Source organism: Pseudomonas sp. ML96 (assembly GCF_000761545.1).
Lineage (GTDB): Bacteria > Pseudomonadota > Gammaproteobacteria > Pseudomonadales > Pseudomonadaceae > Aquipseudomonas.
Genome location: NZ_JPMY01000021.1, coordinates 47605 through 65843, shown reverse-complemented (window position 1 = coordinate 65843; position 18239 = coordinate 47605). Strand labels below are relative to the sequence as shown.

16 protein-coding genes are annotated in these 18239 nt (G+C 63.6%); 11 read left to right on the top strand and 5 right to left on the bottom strand.

Translation table 11 applies throughout. From position 1 onward, the window contains the following. Positions 1 to 68 precede the first annotated feature (68 nt). Positions 69 to 995 (top strand): chemotaxis protein CheV, encoded by a 927-nt coding sequence (locus IP89_RS13505; protein ID WP_043310083.1) that lies wholly within the window; start codon positions 69 to 71, stop codon positions 993 to 995. A gap of 19 nt (positions 996 to 1014) precedes the next feature. Here IP89_RS13505 and IP89_RS13500 read toward each other — a convergent pair whose 3' ends face one another. Next, a complete protein-coding gene (locus tag IP89_RS13500; protein ID WP_371261949.1) occupies positions 1015 to 2124 on the bottom strand; it encodes a methyl-accepting chemotaxis protein in 1110 nt (369 codons plus the stop codon). A gap of 696 nt (positions 2125 to 2820) precedes the next feature. Between IP89_RS13500 and IP89_RS13495 the strand changes: the two genes are divergently transcribed. Continuing rightward, the gene (locus IP89_RS13495; protein ID WP_043310081.1) at positions 2821 to 3624 is read left to right on the top strand and encodes an MOSC domain-containing protein; all 804 of its coding nucleotides are present in this window, start codon (positions 2821 to 2823) and stop codon (positions 3622 to 3624) included. Positions 3625 to 3687: 63 nt separating this feature from the next. Here IP89_RS13495 and IP89_RS13490 read toward each other — a convergent pair whose 3' ends face one another. After that, positions 3688 to 5616, bottom strand: coding sequence for a transglycosylase SLT domain-containing protein (locus IP89_RS13490; RefSeq protein ID WP_043310080.1), 1929 nt, complete (start codon positions 5614 to 5616; stop codon positions 3688 to 3690). 150 nt (positions 5617 to 5766) lie between these two features. Between IP89_RS13490 and IP89_RS13485 the strand changes: the two genes are divergently transcribed. Together IP89_RS13485 and IP89_RS13480 are read left to right on the top strand one after the other, a co-directional pair. Beyond that, a complete protein-coding gene (locus tag IP89_RS13485) occupies positions 5767 to 7680 on the top strand; it encodes an ATP-binding cassette domain-containing protein (protein WP_043310079.1) in 1914 nt (637 codons plus the stop codon). A gap of 20 nt (positions 7681 to 7700) precedes the next feature. Beyond that, positions 7701 to 8387, top strand: coding sequence for a hypothetical protein (locus tag IP89_RS13480; protein WP_043310078.1), 687 nt, complete (start codon positions 7701 to 7703; stop codon positions 8385 to 8387). Between the two features lie 28 nt (positions 8388 to 8415). On the opposite strand, the gene IP89_RS13475 is transcribed toward IP89_RS13480, so the two are convergent. Further along, positions 8416 to 8859, bottom strand: a complete 444-nt coding sequence (locus tag IP89_RS13475; protein ID WP_043310076.1) for a universal stress protein — start codon at positions 8857 to 8859, stop codon at positions 8416 to 8418. An 83-nt stretch (positions 8860 to 8942) separates the two neighbouring features. Between IP89_RS13475 and IP89_RS13470 the strand changes: the two genes are divergently transcribed. The 7 genes from IP89_RS13470 (at position 8943) to IP89_RS13440 (ending at position 17005) form a co-directional block, all read left to right on the top strand. Next, positions 8943 to 9380: a hypothetical protein gene (locus tag IP89_RS13470; RefSeq protein WP_043310075.1), complete on the top strand. Its 438-nt coding sequence runs from the start codon at positions 8943 to 8945 to the stop codon at positions 9378 to 9380. A 355-nt stretch (positions 9381 to 9735) separates the two neighbouring features. Further along, entirely contained in the window at positions 9736 to 11883 is a 2148-nt protein-coding gene (gene fadB, locus IP89_RS13465) for a fatty acid oxidation complex subunit alpha FadB (RefSeq protein ID WP_043310074.1), read from the top strand. A gap of 30 nt (positions 11884 to 11913) precedes the next feature. Then, positions 11914 to 13089: an acetyl-CoA C-acyltransferase FadA gene (gene fadA, locus IP89_RS13460; protein ID WP_043310073.1), complete on the top strand. Its 1176-nt coding sequence runs from the start codon at positions 11914 to 11916 to the stop codon at positions 13087 to 13089. Positions 13090 to 13151: 62 nt separating this feature from the next. Next, positions 13152 to 13406: a DUF1653 domain-containing protein gene (locus IP89_RS13455; protein WP_043310072.1), complete on the top strand. Its 255-nt coding sequence runs from the start codon at positions 13152 to 13154 to the stop codon at positions 13404 to 13406. 90 nt (positions 13407 to 13496) lie between these two features. Beyond that, a complete protein-coding gene (gene topA, locus IP89_RS13450) occupies positions 13497 to 16106 on the top strand; it encodes a type I DNA topoisomerase (protein WP_043310071.1) in 2610 nt (869 codons plus the stop codon). Between the two features lie 77 nt (positions 16107 to 16183). Beyond that, positions 16184 to 16702, top strand: a complete 519-nt coding sequence (locus IP89_RS13445) for a DUF6586 family protein (protein ID WP_043310070.1) — start codon at positions 16184 to 16186, stop codon at positions 16700 to 16702. 69 nt (positions 16703 to 16771) lie between these two features. After that, positions 16772 to 17005, top strand: a complete 234-nt coding sequence (locus IP89_RS13440; RefSeq protein WP_043310069.1) for a hypothetical protein — start codon at positions 16772 to 16774, stop codon at positions 17003 to 17005. 59 nt (positions 17006 to 17064) lie between these two features. On the opposite strand, the gene sulA is transcribed toward IP89_RS13440, so the two are convergent. Both sulA and lexA read right to left on the bottom strand, forming a co-directional pair. After that, entirely contained in the window at positions 17065 to 17532 is a 468-nt protein-coding gene (sulA, locus tag IP89_RS13435; RefSeq protein ID WP_043310068.1) for an SOS-induced cell division inhibitor SulA, read from the bottom strand. Positions 17533 to 17549: 17 nt separating this feature from the next. Continuing rightward, positions 17550 to 18161: a transcriptional repressor LexA gene (gene lexA / locus IP89_RS13430; RefSeq protein ID WP_043310067.1), complete on the bottom strand. Its 612-nt coding sequence runs from the start codon at positions 18159 to 18161 to the stop codon at positions 17550 to 17552. Between the last annotated feature and the right edge of the window lie 78 nt (positions 18162 to 18239).

Below are 18239 nucleotides of genomic sequence, written 5' to 3'. Positions count from 1 at the left end.
GCCATACTGTAGTTAACGTGCAGTCAGCCGATAGCAGCTAGACTCGATTCAAACATGAGGAATATTTGATGGCCGGCATTCTCGATACAGTGGACCAGCGCACCCAACTGGTGGGCGAGAACCGCCTGGAAATCCTCATGTTCCGCCTGGCGGGCCGTCAGCTGTTCGCCATCAACGTGTTCAAGGTGCAGGAAGTCCTGCAGCTGCCCAAGCTGACCCTGATGCCGCACCGCCATCCCTACGTCTGCGGGGTGGTCAACCTGCGCGGCCAGACCCTGCCGGTGATCGACCTGTCCCAGGCCATCGGCATGCGTCCGCTGACTCCCAACGAGAACAGCACCATCATCGTCACCGAGTACAACCGCTCGGTGCAGGCCTTCCTGGTCGGCGGTGTGGACCGCATCCTCAACCTCAACTGGGAATCCATCCTGCCGCCGCCGGGCGGGGCAGGGCGCCAGCACTACCTGACCGCGATCACCAAGGTGGACGACCAGATCGTCGAGATCATCGACGTGGAGAAGGTGCTGGCCGAGATCGCGCCGATGAGCACCAAGGTCTCCGACGAGAAACTGGCCGACCCGGTACTGGCCGGCGCGGTCGGGCGCGAAGTGCTGCTGGTGGACGACTCCAGCGTGGCCCTCAACCAGTTGCGCGAGACCCTGGCTCAACTGGGCATTCGCACCCACAGCGCCAGTGACGGCCTCAAGGGGCTGCAGCTGCTGAAGAAGTGGGCCGACACCGGCGAGGTGATGACCGACAAGCTGCTGATGATCTTCACCGATGCCGAGATGCCGGAGATGGACGGCTATCGCCTGACCACCGAGATCCGCAACGATCCGCGTCTGCGCGATCTGTATGTGGTGCTGCACACCTCGCTCTCCGGCAGCTTCAACGAGGCCATGGTGAAGAAGGTCGGCTGCGACAACTTCCTCTCCAAGTTCCAGCCGGACAAGCTGGTCGACGTCATCGCCGACCGCCTACGCCGCGACGCCTGAGGCGCCGCGGCACTCTCTCTCACACCCCCAGCGCGGCCGGCAGAATGCCGGCGCTGATGGTGCCCCAGCGGCGCCCGCCGATGCCCACCGGGGTGTAGATCACGAAGACGATGGTGCTGGTGCCGGGGATCACGAAGGTGCCCATGCTCAGGTGCTGGCACTGGCGCACGCTGTTCATCTCGCTCTCGCTCACGGCAATGAAACGCTGGTGCATGCTCTTGGCCGCGTCGACCTGCGGGTTGCCGGTCGGCGGCTGTGAGGCCGCGCTGCGCGCCGCCGGCAGGTAGCCGCGCTCGGTCATCGGCACCAGGTACAGCACGCCGTCCTTGCCGCCCTGATCCCACTCGTCGAGTAGCGGCTGGATGCGCCGGCGGTAGGGCTCGACCCAGGCGACGTCGTGCTTCTGCGGGTTGGTGTTGGCGATCGGTCGGTAGTTCTGGTCGAACAGGTCGACTCCGGAGCGTTGCAGCTCTTCGAGCTGCGCCTCGATCAGGTCGCGACGCTGGAACAGCATCTCGGTAATGCCCTCCAGGCGCCCGCTGCCCAGGCGGAAGGTGCACAGCTGCTGGATCAGCAGGTTGGTGGTGTCGCGCATGGCATCGGCCTGGGCGAAGTTCTGCTGCATGCACTGGCCGATGGTGAAGCTGAGTTCGCGGATGCGGCTGCTGTGCTGGTGGGTTTCCTGGTTGGTAGCGTGCAGTTCCTCCAGGGCGCTGCTGACCATCAGCAGGTCGTCGTTGGCCTGGTTGAAGTCGTGCACCATCAGCTCGAACTGCTCGCTGGCAACGTTGACCACGGCGCCGCTCGAGGCGCTCTGCTCGAGCATGCGCTGGGTCTGCTCGTCGGCGCCGTTCATGGCGCCGGTCATTTCCTCCATCAACACGCCGATCTGTTGGGCGGCGCTGCCGACCTTCTGCGACAGGTTGCGCACCTCGTCGGCCACCACGGCGAAGCCACGCCCGGCCTCGCCGGCGCGGGCCGCCTCGATGGCGGCGTTGAGCGCCAGCATGTTGGTCTGGGTCGAGAAGTCCTGCACGGTGACCAGGATCTCGCGGACCTTGGCGGTACTCGCCGCGAGCGCCTCGATGTTGTGGCGGAAGCCCTCCATAGTCTGGTTGACGTCCTGCATCTGCCGGCAGGCCTCGCCGAGCTGTTGCTGCGACTGGTGGGCCATGTCGAGGTTGCGACCGTTCATCTCGGTGATGCCGCCGGCGCGTGCGGAAATATCCTGCAGGGCTGCGGTGGTCTGCTCGCTGGCGTGGAAGATCAGCTCGGACAGGCTGTGTTGCTGCGTGGCTTCCTGCGCCGCCTGCTCGGACTGCAGGCGGCTGGTGGCCGACGCCAGGGCGATCTGCAGGCTGTTATGCTGCAAGCCGGCGATGCACTGGCGTAGGCGCGTGGTGAGGTGGTCCAGGCTGTCGGGCTCGCCCTCGGTGTGCTCGCAGAGGTCGATCTGGGTGCCGCCGAGAGCGTCCAATCTTGCCAGTACACGCTCCGCCGGGCGCACCGTGCCGAGCCGCCAGGTGAGCAGGAACAGGGGGCCAGCCAGCAGCAGGGCAACCACGCGCAGGCTGTTGTCGCCCAGCGTCAGCACGGCGGCGAGGAGGATCAGCTGGCAGGCCAGCAGGGGGATATGAGCGTTGTTCGAGACGGGGCGTTGGGCAGGCTGCTCCAGCGAAGCGGAGAGGGTAGAACTGGTCATGGGCTACACCAAAAGCGTTTTTATTGGTTTTATGTACCGGCAATCTACGCAGAATCGTGAAACCCATCACATCGCCCTTTCGTATGAATGAAGGGGTAATCCCTGATCCACTTCGAGGCCCGTATGCAGCTCTCCGCGCTCTACCGATACCCGCTCAAGTCCGCCCGTGGCGAAAGCCTGGTCAGCTCCCCGCTGGAGGCCCTGGGCCTGCGCGGCGACCGCCGCTGGATGCTGGTGGAGCCGGAGAGCGGGCGCTTTCTGACCCAGCGCCTGCTGCCGCAGATGAGCCAGTTGAGCGCGCTGTACAACGAGGCGGGAGGGTTGAGCCTGAGTGCGCCGGGCTTCGGTAGCCTGGAGGTGCCGTTGCCGCAGGCGGACCAGGACCTGCGTGGGGTGACCGTGTGGCGCGATAGCCTGCGCGTGCCGGATGCCGGCGATGCGGCGGCCGAGTGGCTGAGCTGCTTCATCGGCCGGCCCTGCCGTCTGGTCCAGGTGCCGGAGGAGCGTGCGCGCCAGGTCGACACTGGCTACGCCCAGCCCGGCGACAAGGTGGCCTTCTCCGATGGCTTCCCGCTGCTGCTGATCGGCCAGGCCTCGCTGGAAGACCTGTCGGCGCGGGTCGGCCGCCCGCTGGAGATGCTGCGTTTTCGCCCCAATCTGGTGGTCGAGGGCAGCGCGCCCTACGCCGAAGACAGCTGGAAGCGCATCCGCATCGGCGATCTGGAGTTCGAGGTGGCCAAGGGCTGCAGCCGTTGCATCCTCACTACCATCGACCCGCAGACCGGCGAGCGCAACGCCGACCGCGAGCCGCTGACGACGCTGAAGACCTATCGCGAGCGCGATGGTGACGTGTACTTCGGGCAGAACCTGCTGCCGCGCGGCGTCGGCGAGCTGCGCGTGGGCATGCCGGTGGAAGTGCTGGAGTAAGGCCGCAGCAGAAACAAGAAGGGCGCCCATGGGCGCCCTTTCTTTTGCTCGGATGAGCCGCGATCACTGATCGTCGAAGAAACGCTCGTGCCAGTCCACCAGCGGCTGCGGCGCACCGAGCTTCTGGCCGTAGATCACCGAATAGGACAGCACGTTCTGCACGTACTGGCGGGTCTCGTCGAACGGGATGTTCTCCACCCATACGTCGAAGGCCAGGTGGTCGGCGCCTTTCAGCCACTGGCGCACACGGCCCGGGCCGGCGTTATAGGCGGCCGAGGCGAGCACGCGGTTGCCGTTGAACTGGCTGTGCACCTGGCTCAGGTAGGCGGCGCCGAGCTGTATGTTCTTCTCCGGCACCAATGCCTGCTTGGGGTCACCCAGGGGAATGCCGAACTTGCGCGCGGTTTCCTTGGCGGTGCCCGGCATCAGCTGCATCAGGCCCATGGCGCCGACCGGCGAGCGGGCGTCGGCCATGAAGGCACTTTCCTGGCGGGTGATGGCGAACACCCAGCTGGAGTGCAGGCCGCGGGCCTTGGCCTGGGTGGTCAGGTTGGACCTGTAGGCCATCGGGAAGCGGATATCCAGATCGTCCCAGTACTTGGCCTGGCTGATGGTGCGGATGGCCGGGAAGTACCACTGCTTGTCGTAGGCCAGCTTGGCCTGGGCCACCAGTTCGTCGCGGCTGAACAGGCGGCTGACGTGGTACCACTCGCGGCGGCCGTCGACGATCTGGCCACGGTCGTGGAATTCCAGCGCGCGGCGGATGCCGGCGGTGTTGCGCACCTTCTGCATCAGTTGCGGGTCGATGGCCATCGGTCGGTTGTTCAGGCTGTAGGGCACCTGGATACGATCGGCGGCGAGGAAGCCGTAGAAGTCACGCTCCTCGGCCAGCGGCTTGTACAGCGCCAGGGCCTGCTGGTCCTGCGGCTTGGCCAGCTGCAGGCTGCGCGCGTGCCAGTAGCGCCAGCGGCTGGTGGTGGCGAGGTCGGCGGGCATGCGGCTGGTCAGCTGATAGGCCTCGTCCCAGCGGCCGTGGCGCAGCAGCAGGCGGGCGCGCCACTCGGATACGGTGTTGTCGCGCAGCTCGGGGTCGTACTGGGCCATGACCTGCAGGGCGCGGATGTCGAAGCGGCGGGCCAGGGTCAGGCCGACTTCGCGGGCGATGGCCACTTTCTCCTCGGCGGAGAAGGGCAGTTTGGCGGCGTAGACTTCGAGCAGGCCGATAGCCTTCTCCGGGTCCTGGCGCGCCAGGCGGCGCAGGCCCAGGCCAGCGGCATCGGCCATATGGCGGTCGGCCGGGGTGAAGCGCGCGGTCTGGCTCATCATCTGCGGCTTCTGCGCGGCATCCAGCATCAGCTGGCCCTGCTTGCCGAGGTTCGGCAGGCCTTTTACCAGGTAGCTGGCCAGGCCGTAGTTGCGCGCCTCGGCAGCCAGTTTGGCGCGTTGCCAGCGGCGCTCCTCGGTCATCTGACCATCGGCGCGCCAGGTGCCGAACAGGGTGTCGCAGGCCTCGGGCTGGGATTTGCCGACCAGCCAGAGTTTTTCCGAGGCGGCCCGCGCCTCTGCCTGCATGCCCTGCTTGTACAGGTACTGGCCGTAGAGGCAGTCCAGCTCGGTGAAGTTGAGGCTGGGGTCGTAGTACTTGGCGAAGGTCTGCCATTCACCGCGCTCTGTCAGCCAGCGCAGCCAGCGCAGTTTCATCCAGCCGGCTTGGGGCAGGTCGCCGTGTTCGGTGAGGAAGGCCTCGATTTCGTCGTTACCGGCCCACTTCAGGCGTGCGGTCAGCTCGTCGTAGGCCAGATAGGGCTCCAACGGGTAGTCACGCAGGGCATTGGCGTAGCGTAGATACGGCCCTTTGTCGCCATTGGCCAGGGCGCGCTTGGCCTCGTCGTACATTTGCCGTTGCTGGGCCAGATTGGCGGCCTGGGCGCTGGCGAGGCCGAGGGAACAGGACAGGAGTGCGGAAAGCAGGCAGAACAGAGGGCGGCGCATGACACATCCGGGTAAAGGAAACGAAATGAAGCGTGCGCCTAGCTTAGCCTGACTGGACCGCAGAATGGCACCGGCACGTGTGGCAACACGCCGGCATCGGGGCTGCGCAAGTCGGTTAGAATGCGCGCCTGTTCACGAAGGTGGTAGTTCATGACCCTGCTCAAGTTTTCCGAAGTTTCCCTGGCCTACGGCGCCATGCCCCTGCTGGACAACGTGTCCTGGCAGATAGCCCGGGGGGAGCGGGTGTGCATCATCGGCCGCAATGGCACCGGCAAGTCGAGCATGCTGCGCCTGGTCAAGGGCGAGCAGATGCCCGATGACGGCGAGATCTGGCGCGCGCCGGCGCTGAAGATCGGCGAACTGCCGCAGGAGCTGCCGCGCGCCGACGAGCGGACCGTGTTCGATGTGGTGGCCGAGGGTCTGGCCGGCGTCGGTGAGCTGCTCGCGCGCTATCACCACCTGAGCCAGAACATCCAGGGAGAGGAAGACCTTAACCAGCTGATGCATGTGCAGCAGGAGCTGGAGGCGAAGGATGGCTGGCGCCTGCAGCAGCTGGTGGACAGCACCCTGAGCCGCCTGCAGCTGCCGGCCGACAAGACCCTGGCCGAACTGTCCGGTGGCTGGCGCCGCCGCGTGCTGCTGGCCCAGGCGCTGGTCTCCGAGCCGGACCTGCTGCTGCTCGACGAGCCAACCAACCACCTGGACATCGGTGCCATCGCCTGGCTGGAAGAGGCGCTGAAGGACTTCGGCGGCGCCGTGCTGTTCATCACCCACGACCGTTCCTTCCTGCAGAACCTGGCCACGCGCATCCTCGAGCTGGATCGCGGCGGGCTGATCGACTGGAACGGCGACTACGCCAGCTTCCTGGTGCACAAGGAGCAGCAGCTGGCCGCCGAGGAAACCGCCAACGCGCTGTTCGACAAGCGCCTGGCCCAGGAAGAAGTGTGGATTCGTCAGGGCATCAAGGCCCGTCGTACCCGTAACGAAGGCCGTGTGCGTGCGCTCAAGGCCATGCGTATGGAGCGCAGCGAGCGTCGCGAGCGCCAGGGCAAGGCCAATATCCAGCTGGAGTCGGCGGAGAAATCCGGCAAGCAGGTGATAGTGGCGGAAAATGTCAGTTTTGCGCACGCAGGGGGACCTGCGCTGATCCAGGACTGCACCTTGGTGCTGCAGCGCGGCGACCGCATCGGTCTGCTCGGGGCCAATGGCACCGGGAAGACCACGCTGCTCAAACTGCTTTTGGGCGACCTGCAACCCACTAGTGGCACGATAGTGGCAGGTACCAAATTAGAAGTGGCGTATTTCGACCAGCTGCGCCATCAGCTGGAGCCGGAAAAGACGGTAATCGATAACGTCGCAGAGGGGCGCGACTTCATCAGCATCGACGGTCAGAACCGCCATGTGCTGAGCTATCTGGGGGATTTCCTGTTCAGTCCGCAGCGTGCGCGCACGCCGGTCAAGGCATTGTCCGGCGGTGAGCGTGCGCGGCTGTTGCTGGCCAAGCTGTTCAGCAAGCCGGCCAACCTGCTGGTACTGGACGAACCGACCAATGACCTGGACGTGGAAACCCTCGAGCTGCTTGAAGAAGTGTTGCTGAATTTCCCCGGCACCGTGCTGATGGTCAGCCACGACCGGGCCTTCCTCGACAACGTGGTGACCAGCACGCTGGTCTTCGAAGGCGAGGGCAGGGTGCGCGAGTACGTGGGCGGCTACCAGGACTGGTTGCGCCAGGGCGGTTCGCCGAGATTGCTGGGTGTCGGCGAATCCAAGCCGGCCAAGGCTGAAGCCACCCGCGCGCCAGAACCGGCGCCGGTGGTGGTTGCAAATGTTGCCGCGGCTCCGGCCGCGAAGAAGCTCAGCTACAAGCTGCAGCGAGAGCTGGAAGCCATTCCCGGGCAGATCGACACCCTGGAGGCCCAGCTGGCAGAACTGCAGGGACAGATCGCCGATCCGGCCTTCTACCAGCAGGCGCCGTCCATCACCGGGCCGGCGCTGGAGCGCCTGCAGCGCCTGCAAGAGGAGTTGGACCAGTTGCTGGAGCGCTGGGCCGAACTGGAAGCCTGAAGAGCCTGCCGGAGACATGCATGGCGATTGAGTACCGCATCACCCTGGATGACAACCATCAGTTCAGCTACAGGATAGAGCTGGACCGTCAATACGATCCCCAGGGTGCCGAGGCGACGCCGAAATGGACGCGCCTCGAACACAATCAGTGCAGCAACTGCCCACTGAAGAAAGAACAGTTCAGCCGCTGCCCGGCAGCGGTCGATTTGCACCGGGTCATCGAGGATTTCCACGGCCTGCCGGCCATCAAGAAGGCCCAGGTCTGGGTGCGTACGCCGGAGCGTGAGTACAACAAGCAGGTGGGCCTGGACGAAGGGCTGCGGTCGCTGCTCGGGGTGATCATGGCTACCAGCGCCTGCCCGGTGCTGGGCCGCCTGCGGCCGATGGCGCAGAACCATCTGCCGTTCGCCAGCAGCCAGGAATTCATCCTGCGCACCATCTCGCTGTATCTGACGCGGCAGTACTTCAACTTCCGCGAAGGGCGCCGCGCCGACTGGGACCTGAAGGGCCTGGTCAAGCAGTTCCAGCAGCTGCAGTTGGTCAACCAGGCGTTCTGGCAGCGCATTCTCGATGTCTGCGAGGGCGACTCCAACCTCAAGGCCTTCCTGACCTTCTTCTCCATGTCGTCGAGCATGACGGTGTCGCTGGAGACCCAGCTGCAGAAGATTCGCCCGCTGGTGATGAGTGCGGGCGACGCTCAGGAATAAATGACGAGGCCCGTGACGGGCCTCTTTTTTAGTCCTTGGGTTTCTTCAGGCGCACGGCCAGCACATCGCAGGGCGCGCCGTGCAGCACGTCATTGGCGGTGGAGCCGAGCAGCAGCGCCAGGCCGTGGCGGCCGTGGCTGCCGACCACGATCAGGTCGCAGCCCTGTTCCTCGGCCAGGCGGTGCAGTTCCTGACGGGGTTGTCCGTAAGCCAGGCTGCGTTGCTCCTCGCCCAGCTGCGGATAGCGACCGGCAAAGCTCTGCAGGCGCTCGCGGGCCTGGTCGAACTGTTGCTGCTGCAGCAGCGACAGGTCCATCGGGACGTCGCCGCCGAAGGCCATGGCCATGGGCTCGACGATGTGAACCAGCGATACCGTCGCGTCGTTGCGGGCGACAATGCCCAGGGCGCGCTCGACGACTGGGTGACACTCCTCGGTCAGGTCCACGGCAATCAGGATGTGCTTGTAGGACATCTGAGTCTCCTCCACTGAGTAAGCATGTTTGCAGTATGGTGCTGCTCCCTTCATAACACAGGCTTTCCTGGTAAGTGATAGATATGACCTGGTGGATCGTGCTTCTGCTCATTGGTGCTGCCCTCAGTCCGCTGGTCTCGCTGCGTCCGTCGCCGCGTCAGCGCGGCCAGATGGAATTGCGCCTGGCCGCGCGGCGCCTGGGGCTTGGCATGCAACTGGGACAGCAGCAGTGGCCGCACTGGTTGCCGGAACATCCGCCGGAGCGTTGCGCTCAATATCATCGTGGGCGTCGCGCCGGGCGCAGTGACAGCTGGAGCTACTGGCAGGTCGCGCCGGGGCAATGGTGCAATCAGTGGCGCGAGCCCTGCGTCGATGCTGCCCTGCTGCCGCTTCTGGGCGATCTGCCCAAGGACGTCTACAAGGTCGAGGCCAGCCCGCAGATGGTGTCGCTCTATTGGGGCGAGCGCGGTGGCGAGGCGGAGTTGCAGCGGGTTGCCGCGTTGCTGGCGGCGGTGGCCTGATCCAGTCGCTGAATGACGCTATCGTCATCGGCGAAATGGCTCTAGATCGGCTATGCGGCGGATTTCGTGGCGATTTTGTGTTTCGTGGTCATTCCGTGACGCAGCTATCACCATGGGCGCCTGCGACGGGCAATTGACAATTGCCGGGTTTTCACTGAATGTACGCCCACCCAAATCAAACGGGCGTATGAATTGAGCGTTTCTGCCCTGAAGGCAGCGCCTTTACAGCCCGATTATCGCGTCGGCGGGTGTGTCGGATCGATTGGGACTATGCTCGACGGCTCTTGCCTAGAGCGGCCCCGGCCGGTTGGCTCCGATGTGTACAGTTCAGCTTCCATACCGTGGAGATCAGTTGATGATTTACGAAGGTAAAGCCATCACGGTTAAGGCTCTTGAGGGCGGCATCGTCGAATTGAATTTCGACCTCAAGGGTGAGTCCGTTAACAAGTTCAACCGTCTGACCCTGAGCGAGCTGCGCCAGTCGGTCGACGCCATCAAGGCCGACGGTTCGATCAAGGGCGTAATCGTCACCAGCGGCAAAGACGTGTTCATCGTCGGCGCCGACATCACCGAATTCGTCGACAACTTCAAGCTGCCCGACGAAGAGCTGGTTGCCGGCAACCTCGAAGCCAACAAGATCTTCAGCGATTTCGAAGACCTGGCCGTTCCGACCGTCATCGCCATCAACGGCATCGCCCTGGGCGGCGGTTTCGAAATGTGCCTGGCCGGTGACTACCGTGTCGCCTCCGAGAGCGCCAAGATCGGCCTGCCAGAAGTCAAACTGGGCATCTACCCGGGCTTCGGCGGCACCGTGCGCCTGCCGCGCGTGATCGGTACCGACAACGCCATCGAGTGGATCGCTTCCGGTAAGGAAAACAAAGCTGCCGACGCCCTGAAAGTAGGTGCCGTCGACGCTGTTGTCGCTTCCGCCAAGCTCAAGGACGCCGCTCTGGACCTGGTCAAGCGTGCCATCTCCGGCGAGCTGGACTACAAGGCCAAGCGTCAGCCCAAGCTGGAAAAAATCAAGCTCAACGCCATCGAGCAGATGATGGCCTTCGAAACCGCCAAGGGTTTCGTTGCTGGCCAGGCCGGCCCGAACTACCCGGCTCCGGTTGAAGCCATCAAGACCATCCAGAAGGCCGCGAACTTTGGTCGCGACAAGGCCCTGGAAGTGGAAGCCGCTGGCTTCGTCAAACTGGCCAAGACCTCGGTTGCCGAGAGCCTGATCGGTCTGTTCCTGAATGACCAGGAGCTGAAGAAGAAGGCCAAGCAGCACGACGAGATCGCTCGTGACGTGAAACTGGCCGCCGTTCTCGGCGCCGGCATCATGGGTGGCGGTATCGCCTACCAGTCCGCCTCCAAAGGCACCCCGATCCTGATGAAGGATATCCGCGAAGAGGGTATCCAGCTGGGTCTGAGCGAAGCTTCCAAGCTGCTCGGCAAGCGCGTCGAGAAGGGCCGTCTGGCCCCGGCCAAGATGGCTGAAGCCCTCAACGCCATTCGCCCGACCATGTCCTACGGCGACTTCGGCAACGTCGACATCGTCGTCGAAGCCGTTGTCGAGAACCCGAAGGTCAAGCAGATCGTTCTGGCCGAAGTGGAAGGCGTGGTGCGTGAAGACGCCATCCTGGCTTCCAACACCTCGACCATCTCCATCAGCCTGCTGGCCAAGGCCCTGAAGCGTCCGGAAAACTTCGTCGGCATGCACTTCTTCAACCCGGTGCACATGATGCCGCTGGTGGAAGTGATCCGTGGCGAGAAGTCCAGCGACGTGGCCGTTGCCACCACCGTGGCCTACGCCAAGAAGATGGGCAAGAACCCGATCGTGGTCAACGACTGCCCGGGCTTCCTGGTCAACCGCGTACTGTTCCCGTACTTCGGCGGCTTCTCCAAGCTGCTGGAGTTCGGTGTCGACTTCGTGCGCATCGACAAGGTCATGGAGAAGTTCGGCTGGCCCATGGGCCCGGCTTACCTCTCCGACGTCGTCGGCATCGACACTGGCCACCACGGCCGTGACGTGATGGCCGAAGGCTTCCCGGACCGTATGGCCGTTGAAGGCAAGACTGCCGTCGATGTGATGTACGACGCCGATCGCCTGGGTCAGAAGAACGGCAAGGGCTTCTACGCCTACGAGACCGACAAGCGCGGCAAACCGAAGAAAGTCTCCGACCCGGTCGCCTACGAGCTGCTGAAGTCCATCGTCAAAGAGCAGCGCGAGCTGACCGACGAAGACATCATCAACTTCATGATGATCCCGCTGTGCCTGGAAACCGTTCGTTGCCTGGAAGACGGCATCGTCGAGACCGCAGCTGAGGCCGATATGGGCCTGATCTACGGTATCGGCTTCCCTCCCTTCCGCGGTGGTGCTCTGCGTTACATCGATTCCATCGGTGTCGCCGAGTTCGTCGCCCTGGCCGACAAGTATGCCGACCTGGGCGGCCTGTACCACCCGACCGCCAAGCTTCGTGAAATGGCCGCCAAGGGCCAGAAGTTCTTCGGTTAATCGCGCAGCGAACAGAGCGAGAGTAGAAATATGAGCCTGAATCCGAGAGACGCGGTCATTGTCGACTTCGGCCGCACCCCGATGGGTCGTTCCAAGGGTGGCATGCACCGCAACACCCGTGCCGAAGACATGTCGGCCCATCTGATCAGCAAAGTCCTGGAGCGCAACACCAAGGTCGATCCGGCCGAAGTGGAAGACGTGATCTGGGGTTGCGTTAACCAGACCCTGGAGCAGGGCTGGAACATCGCGCGCATGGCGTCGCTGATGACCCAGATCCCGCACACCAGCGCCGGCCAGACCGTCAGCCGTCTGTGCGGTTCCTCCATGAGCGCCCTGCACACTGCCGTGCAGGCGATCCAGACCGGCAACGGCGACGTATTCGTCGTCGGTGGTGTGGAGCACATGGGCCACGTCGGCATGATGCACGGCGTCGATCCAAACCCGCACATGTCCCTATACGCCGCCAAGGCGTCGGGCATGATGGGTCTGACCGCTGAAATGCTGGGCAAGATGCACGGCATCAGCCGTGAAGCCCAGGACCAGTTCGGTGAGCGTTCCCACCGTCTGGCCCACAAGGCTACCGTCGAAGGCAAGTTCAAGGATGAAATCATCCCGATGCAAGGCTACGACGAGAACGGCTTCCTGAAGGTGTTCGACTTCGACGAAACCATTCGTCCGGAGACCACCGTGGAAAGCCTGGCGGCCCTGAAGCCGGCGTTCAACCCGAAAGGCGGCACCGTGACTGCAGGTACTTCCTCGCAGATCACCGACGGCGCTTCCTGCATGATCGTCATGAGCGCCCAGCGTGCTCAGGACCTGGGCATCCAGCCGCTGGCCGTGGTTCGTGCCATGGCTGTGGCCGGTGTCGATCCGGCGATCATGGGCTACGGCCCGGTGCCGTCCACTCAGAAAGCACTCAAGCGTGCCGGCCTGAGCATGGATGACATCGACTTCGTCGAGCTTAACGAAGCCTTCGCCGCCCAGGCTCTGCCAGTGCTGAAAGACCTGAAACTCCTCGACAAGATGGAGCAGAAGGTCAACCTGCACGGTGGCGCCATCGCTCTGGGTCACCCGTTCGGCTGCTCCGGTGCACGTATCTCCGGCACCCTGCTGAACGTTATGAAGCAGAACGGCGGTACTCTGGGCGTGTCCACCATGTGCGTGGGTCTCGGCCAGGGCATCACCACCATCTTCGAACGCGTCTAAGCGTCAGAGGGTGTAAAGACCGGGGCCTGGTGCCCCGGTTTTTGTTTTTCAGGAGAAATTTCATGCAACTGCAACCCGGTCTCTACCGTCACTACAAGGGCCCGCAGTACCGTGTATTCGGTTCCGCGCGCCACTCGGAAACCGAGGAGTGGGTGGTGGTCTACCAGGCGCTCTATGGTGATTTCGGCCTGTGGGTGCGACCGCTGGAGATGTTCTGCGGTACGGTCGAACTGGACGGCGAGACGGTAGCGCGCTTTGCTCTGATCGAGGCCGAACCGGCGGTGATCGGACAGGACGTTGCCGGGAATCGCGCTTGACCGCGACTCGACAGCCACTATATATAGCGGTGCCTTGATAGGCTCCCGCCTCTTATTCTTCCTTTTTTGTTTTCAGGAATTCTCCAATCCATGGGCAAATCGCTGGTCATCGTGGAATCCCCGGCCAAGGCCAAGACCATCAACAAGTACCTGGGCAACCAGTTCGTGGTGAAGTCGAGCATCGGCCATATTCGTGACCTGCCCACCAGCGGTTCCGCCAGCGCCAGCAAGGAGCCAGCCAAGCGCGGCAAGGCTGCCGCCGCCGAGGCGCCGGCTCTGTCGCCCAAGGAGAAGGCCAAGCGCCAGCTGTTCTCGCGCATGGGTGTCGACCCCGAGCACGGCTGGAAAGCCAAGTACGAAATCCTTCCCGGCAAGGAGAAGGTGATCGAAGAACTGCGTCGTCTGGCCAAGGATGCCGACACCATCTATCTCGCAACCGACTTGGACCGCGAAGGAGAGGCCATCGCCTGGCACCTGCGCGAAGCCATCGGTGGCGACGACAGCCGCTACAAGCGCGTGGTGTTCAACGAGATCACCAAGAAGGCCATCCAGGAGGCCTTCTCCCAGCCGGGCGAGCTGGATATCAACCGGGTCAACGCGCAGCAGGCGCGTCGCTTCCTCGATCGCGTGGTGGGCTACATGGTCTCGCCGCTGCTGTGGGCCAAGATCGCCCGCGGCCTGTCTGCCGGTCGTGTGCAGTCGGTAGCGGTGAAGCTGGTGGTGGCGCGCGAGAAGGAAATCCGTGCCTTCGTCCCGGAAGAGTACTGGGAAGTGCATGCCGACCTGGGCAGCGCCAAGGGCGACAAGGTGCGCTTCGAGGTTACCCGCGAGAATGGCGAGGCCTTCAAGCCGCTCAACGAAGCCCAGGCCATGGCCGCCCTGGCTAAGCTCAAGGCGTCCAGCTACAGCGTGGTCAAGCGCGAGGACAAACCGACCTCGAGCAAGCCGTCCGCGCCGTTCATCACTTCGACCCTGCAGCAGGCGGCGAGCAATCGCCTCGGCTTCGGCGTGAAGAAGACCATGATGATGGCCCAGCGTCTCTACGAGGCTGGCTATATCACCTATATGCGTACCGACTCGACCAACCTGTCGGCCGACGCCATCGATATGGTGCGCGGCTTCATCGACGGCGAGTTCGGCAAGAAATACCTGCCGGCCAAGCCGAACTTCTATTCGAGCAAGGAAGGCGCCCAGGAGGCGCACGAGGCGATTCGCCCGTCCGACGTCAACCTGCGCCCGACCCAGCTGTCCGGTATGGAGCGTGATGCGGAGCGCCTGTACGAGCTGATCTGGCGCCAATTCGTGGCCTGCCAGATGCCGCCGGCCGAATACCTGTCCACCAGCGTCAGCGTCGCTGCCAGTGGCTTCGAGTTGCGTGCCAAGGGCCGCATCCTCAAGTTCGACGGTTACACCCGTGTGCTGCCGCAACAGAGCAAGCCGGGTGAGGACGACGTGCTGCCGGAGATGAAGGAGGGCGAAGCGCTCAAGCTGCTGCAGCTCGACCCCAGTCAACACTTCACCAAGCCGCCAGCGCGCTTCTCCGAGGCCAGTTTGGTCAAGGAGCTGGAAAAGCGTGGCATCGGTCGTCCGTCCACCTACGCGGCGATCATCTCGACCATCCAGGAGCGCGGCTACGTCACCGTACACAACCGTCGTTTCTACGCCGAGAAGATGGGCGATATCGTCACCGAGCGCCTCGACGAGAGCTTCTCTAACCTGATGGACTACGGCTTCACCGCCGCCATGGAAGAGCGTCTGGATGACGTGGCCCAAGGCGAGCGCGACTGGAAGCACCTGCTCGACGAGTTCTACGGCGACTTCAAGAAGAAGCTGGAAGTGGCCGAGGTGGCGGACAAGGGCATGCGTGCCAACCAGCCGACCCCGACTGATATCGCTTGCCGCGATTGCGGCCGGCACATGATGATCCGCACGGCCTCCACTGGCGTGTTCCTCGGTTGCTCCGGCTACGCACTGCCGCCGAAGGAGCGCTGCAAGGCCACTCTCAACCTGATTCCGGGCGACGAGATCGCCGCGGATGATGAGGGCGAGTCCGAATCCCGCGTGCTGCGTAACAAGCATCGCTGCCCGATCTGCAGCACGGCGATGGACGCCTATCTGCTGGACGAGACGCGCAAGCTGCACATCTGCGGCAACAACCCGGATTGCGCCGGCTACGAGATCGAGCAGGGCCAGTACCGCATCAAGGGCTACGAAGGTCCGAGCCTGGAGTGCGACAAGTGCGGCAGCGAGATGCAGCTCAAGACCGGCCGCTTCGGCAAGTTCTTCGGGTGCACCAATCCTGCGTGCAAGAACACCCGCAAGCTGCTGAAGAGCGGTGAGGCCGCGCCGCCCAAGATGGACGCGGTGAAGATGCCGGAGCTCAAGTGCGAGAAGGTCGATGACACCTACGTGCTGCGTGATGGCGCCTCGGGCCTGTTCCTTGCGGCCAGCGGCTTCCCCAAGAACCGCGAGACTCGTGCGCCGCTGGTGCTGGAGCTGATTCCGCACAAGGACGAGATCGATCCGAAGTACCACTTCCTGCTGGATGCGCCGAAGAAGGATCCGGAAGGCCGCCCGGCGGTGATCCGCTTCAGCCGCAAGACCAAGGAGCAGTATGTGCAGAGCGAGGTGGACGGCAAGCCCACCGGCTGGCGCGCCTTCTTCGATGGCGGCAAGTGGAAGGTGGAAGACAAGCGCTGATCGCGCAGGCCGCACCTTGGCTAAGAGGTGCGGCGTCCTCCCTCAAGTAATCTGCACGACGGCTGCGAGGCATCGGCATGGCTCACGAACTCTATACCCGCACCAACCAGAAGATCTTCTTCGCCGGCCTGGCCCTGGAGAGCCTGCGCAAGGCCGAGGCTGGTGAGGCGATGAATGCCCAGGCTCTGATGCAGTCCGAGCGCGAGGCCGTGCTGTTCCACCTCTACGGTGCGGTGCTGGGGCTGTGCCATGAGGTCGCCGGCTACTACAAGCTGGCGGAGATGGGCGCGCCACGGGTTGAGCTGCTGCTTAATCAGGCTGTCCTGCAGTCTTCGCCGACTCCTGAGCTGGCCGAGCTGATGGAGATTGCTCAGCAGCCGGAAAGCTGGCTGGCGCAATTGCTTGCCGGCTACGCGCAGCTGTTCCAGCCGCCGCAGGCGCCCAAGACCGCCAAGGTCGACCCAACTCTGCCGCTGATCAGTGCAGTCAGTGTCGAGGACGAACCTGAGACACAGCGGTACGCGGAGCTGGAGAGTTGGCGGCAGCAGCTCAAGCAACTGGTGCTGCGCTACCGCGAGTCGCTCAGCGAGTGCTGATTGGCTTGCCAGGCTAGGGCGCAAGCGCCATGGCTGTTACACTGGCTGCCTGCTAGGAGACCTACCCTCATGTCCACTTCCTTCCTCGAAATCGTCGAACTGCCTGACGGGCGCATCATTCTGCGGCGCGCCGAAGATGAGGAAGTGCTGGTGACTCTGGACTTCTCGACGGACGCCAAGGCTTTCCTGCAGGGGCATCATGTCGAGGTGGCCAAGGCCATGCTCAATGTCGGTGTGCAGATGGCTGGTCGTCTGGCCGAAGGCGAGATGGAGCAGGACGAGCAGCCACGCGTGCTGCACTGATTCGCGGGAGCCTGCAATAGGCTCTTATGCGGGACGATGACCGTCCCGGGGCACAAGTTTCAATCCAGCTGAATATTCAGGCTTTGTGCGCAACCCAGGCGCGCGGCGCTGGTCAGGCTCGCGCGCTGAGTGGATTGCAGGCTGATCCAGCTCACTACTGTATGGCTTCTGCCCAGGCGCAGGGCTTCCCGCGCCAGTTCCGCGGCATCCTGGCCTGCGCGTGGTTGCAGCAGGAGCAGCCGGTCCAGGTTGAGGCCGAGGCTGCGCAGCCAGGCATTGGTGATGGAGGCTGGCGGGGCTACCAGAGTCAGCCAGCGTGCATCCTGATTGCGGCTGAGCTCGCGCAGCACCGGGCCGAGCAGATGGCGGCAGTTGCCGAGCGAGCCTGACAGACGCAGTTCACTGAACGGCTCGGGTTCGTCGAGCCAGGGGGCTTGGGGTTCTTCACCGAGCAGCGGAAGGCTGGCGCCGAGGAAGGCTTCAAACAGCGGGAGTTGCGAGCGATTCAGCGACTGCGGGAACTGCATGAAGCTCTCCTTGATGCTTAGCGGCGGATCACGCCGACACTCAGGCCTTCGATTACCAGGTCCTGTTCTTCCAGATTCACCTCGATAGGGGCGAACTCAGGGTTTTCGGCTATCAGCAGGACTTTGTTGCCATCACGCTGGAAGCGTTTGACGGTGACTTCGTCGTCGATGCGCGCCACTACTATCTGGCCGTTACGGACTTCGCGAGTGGTGTGCACAGCCAGCAGGTCGCCATCGAGGATGCCGATGTCCTTCATGCTCATGCCGCGCACACGCAGCAGGTAGTCGGCCTTGGGGCGGAAGAACTCCGGATTGATCTTGCAGGAGTCCTCGACGTTCTGCTGAGCGAGGATAGGGGCGCCTGCGGCGACCCGGCCGATCACCGGCAGGCCTTCTTCTTCATTGGTCGCGGGCTCGAAGCCGGGAATGCGAATGCCACGGGAGGCGCCTGGGGTCATCTCGATGGCGCCTTTTCGCGCCAGCGCTTTGAGGTGTTCCTCGGCGGCGTTGGGCGATTTGAAGCCCAGCTCCTGGGCGATCTCGGCGCGGGTCGGCGGATAGCCGTTGTCTTCCAGGCAGCGTTTGATGAAGGCGAGGATTTCGGATTGTCGCGGCGTCAGTTTGAGCATGCTGGCGGTCTGTCTGTTTATACAGTTGCTGTGATTATATACAGTGATTCGTCTCTGGCAACACCTCTTTTCTATCTA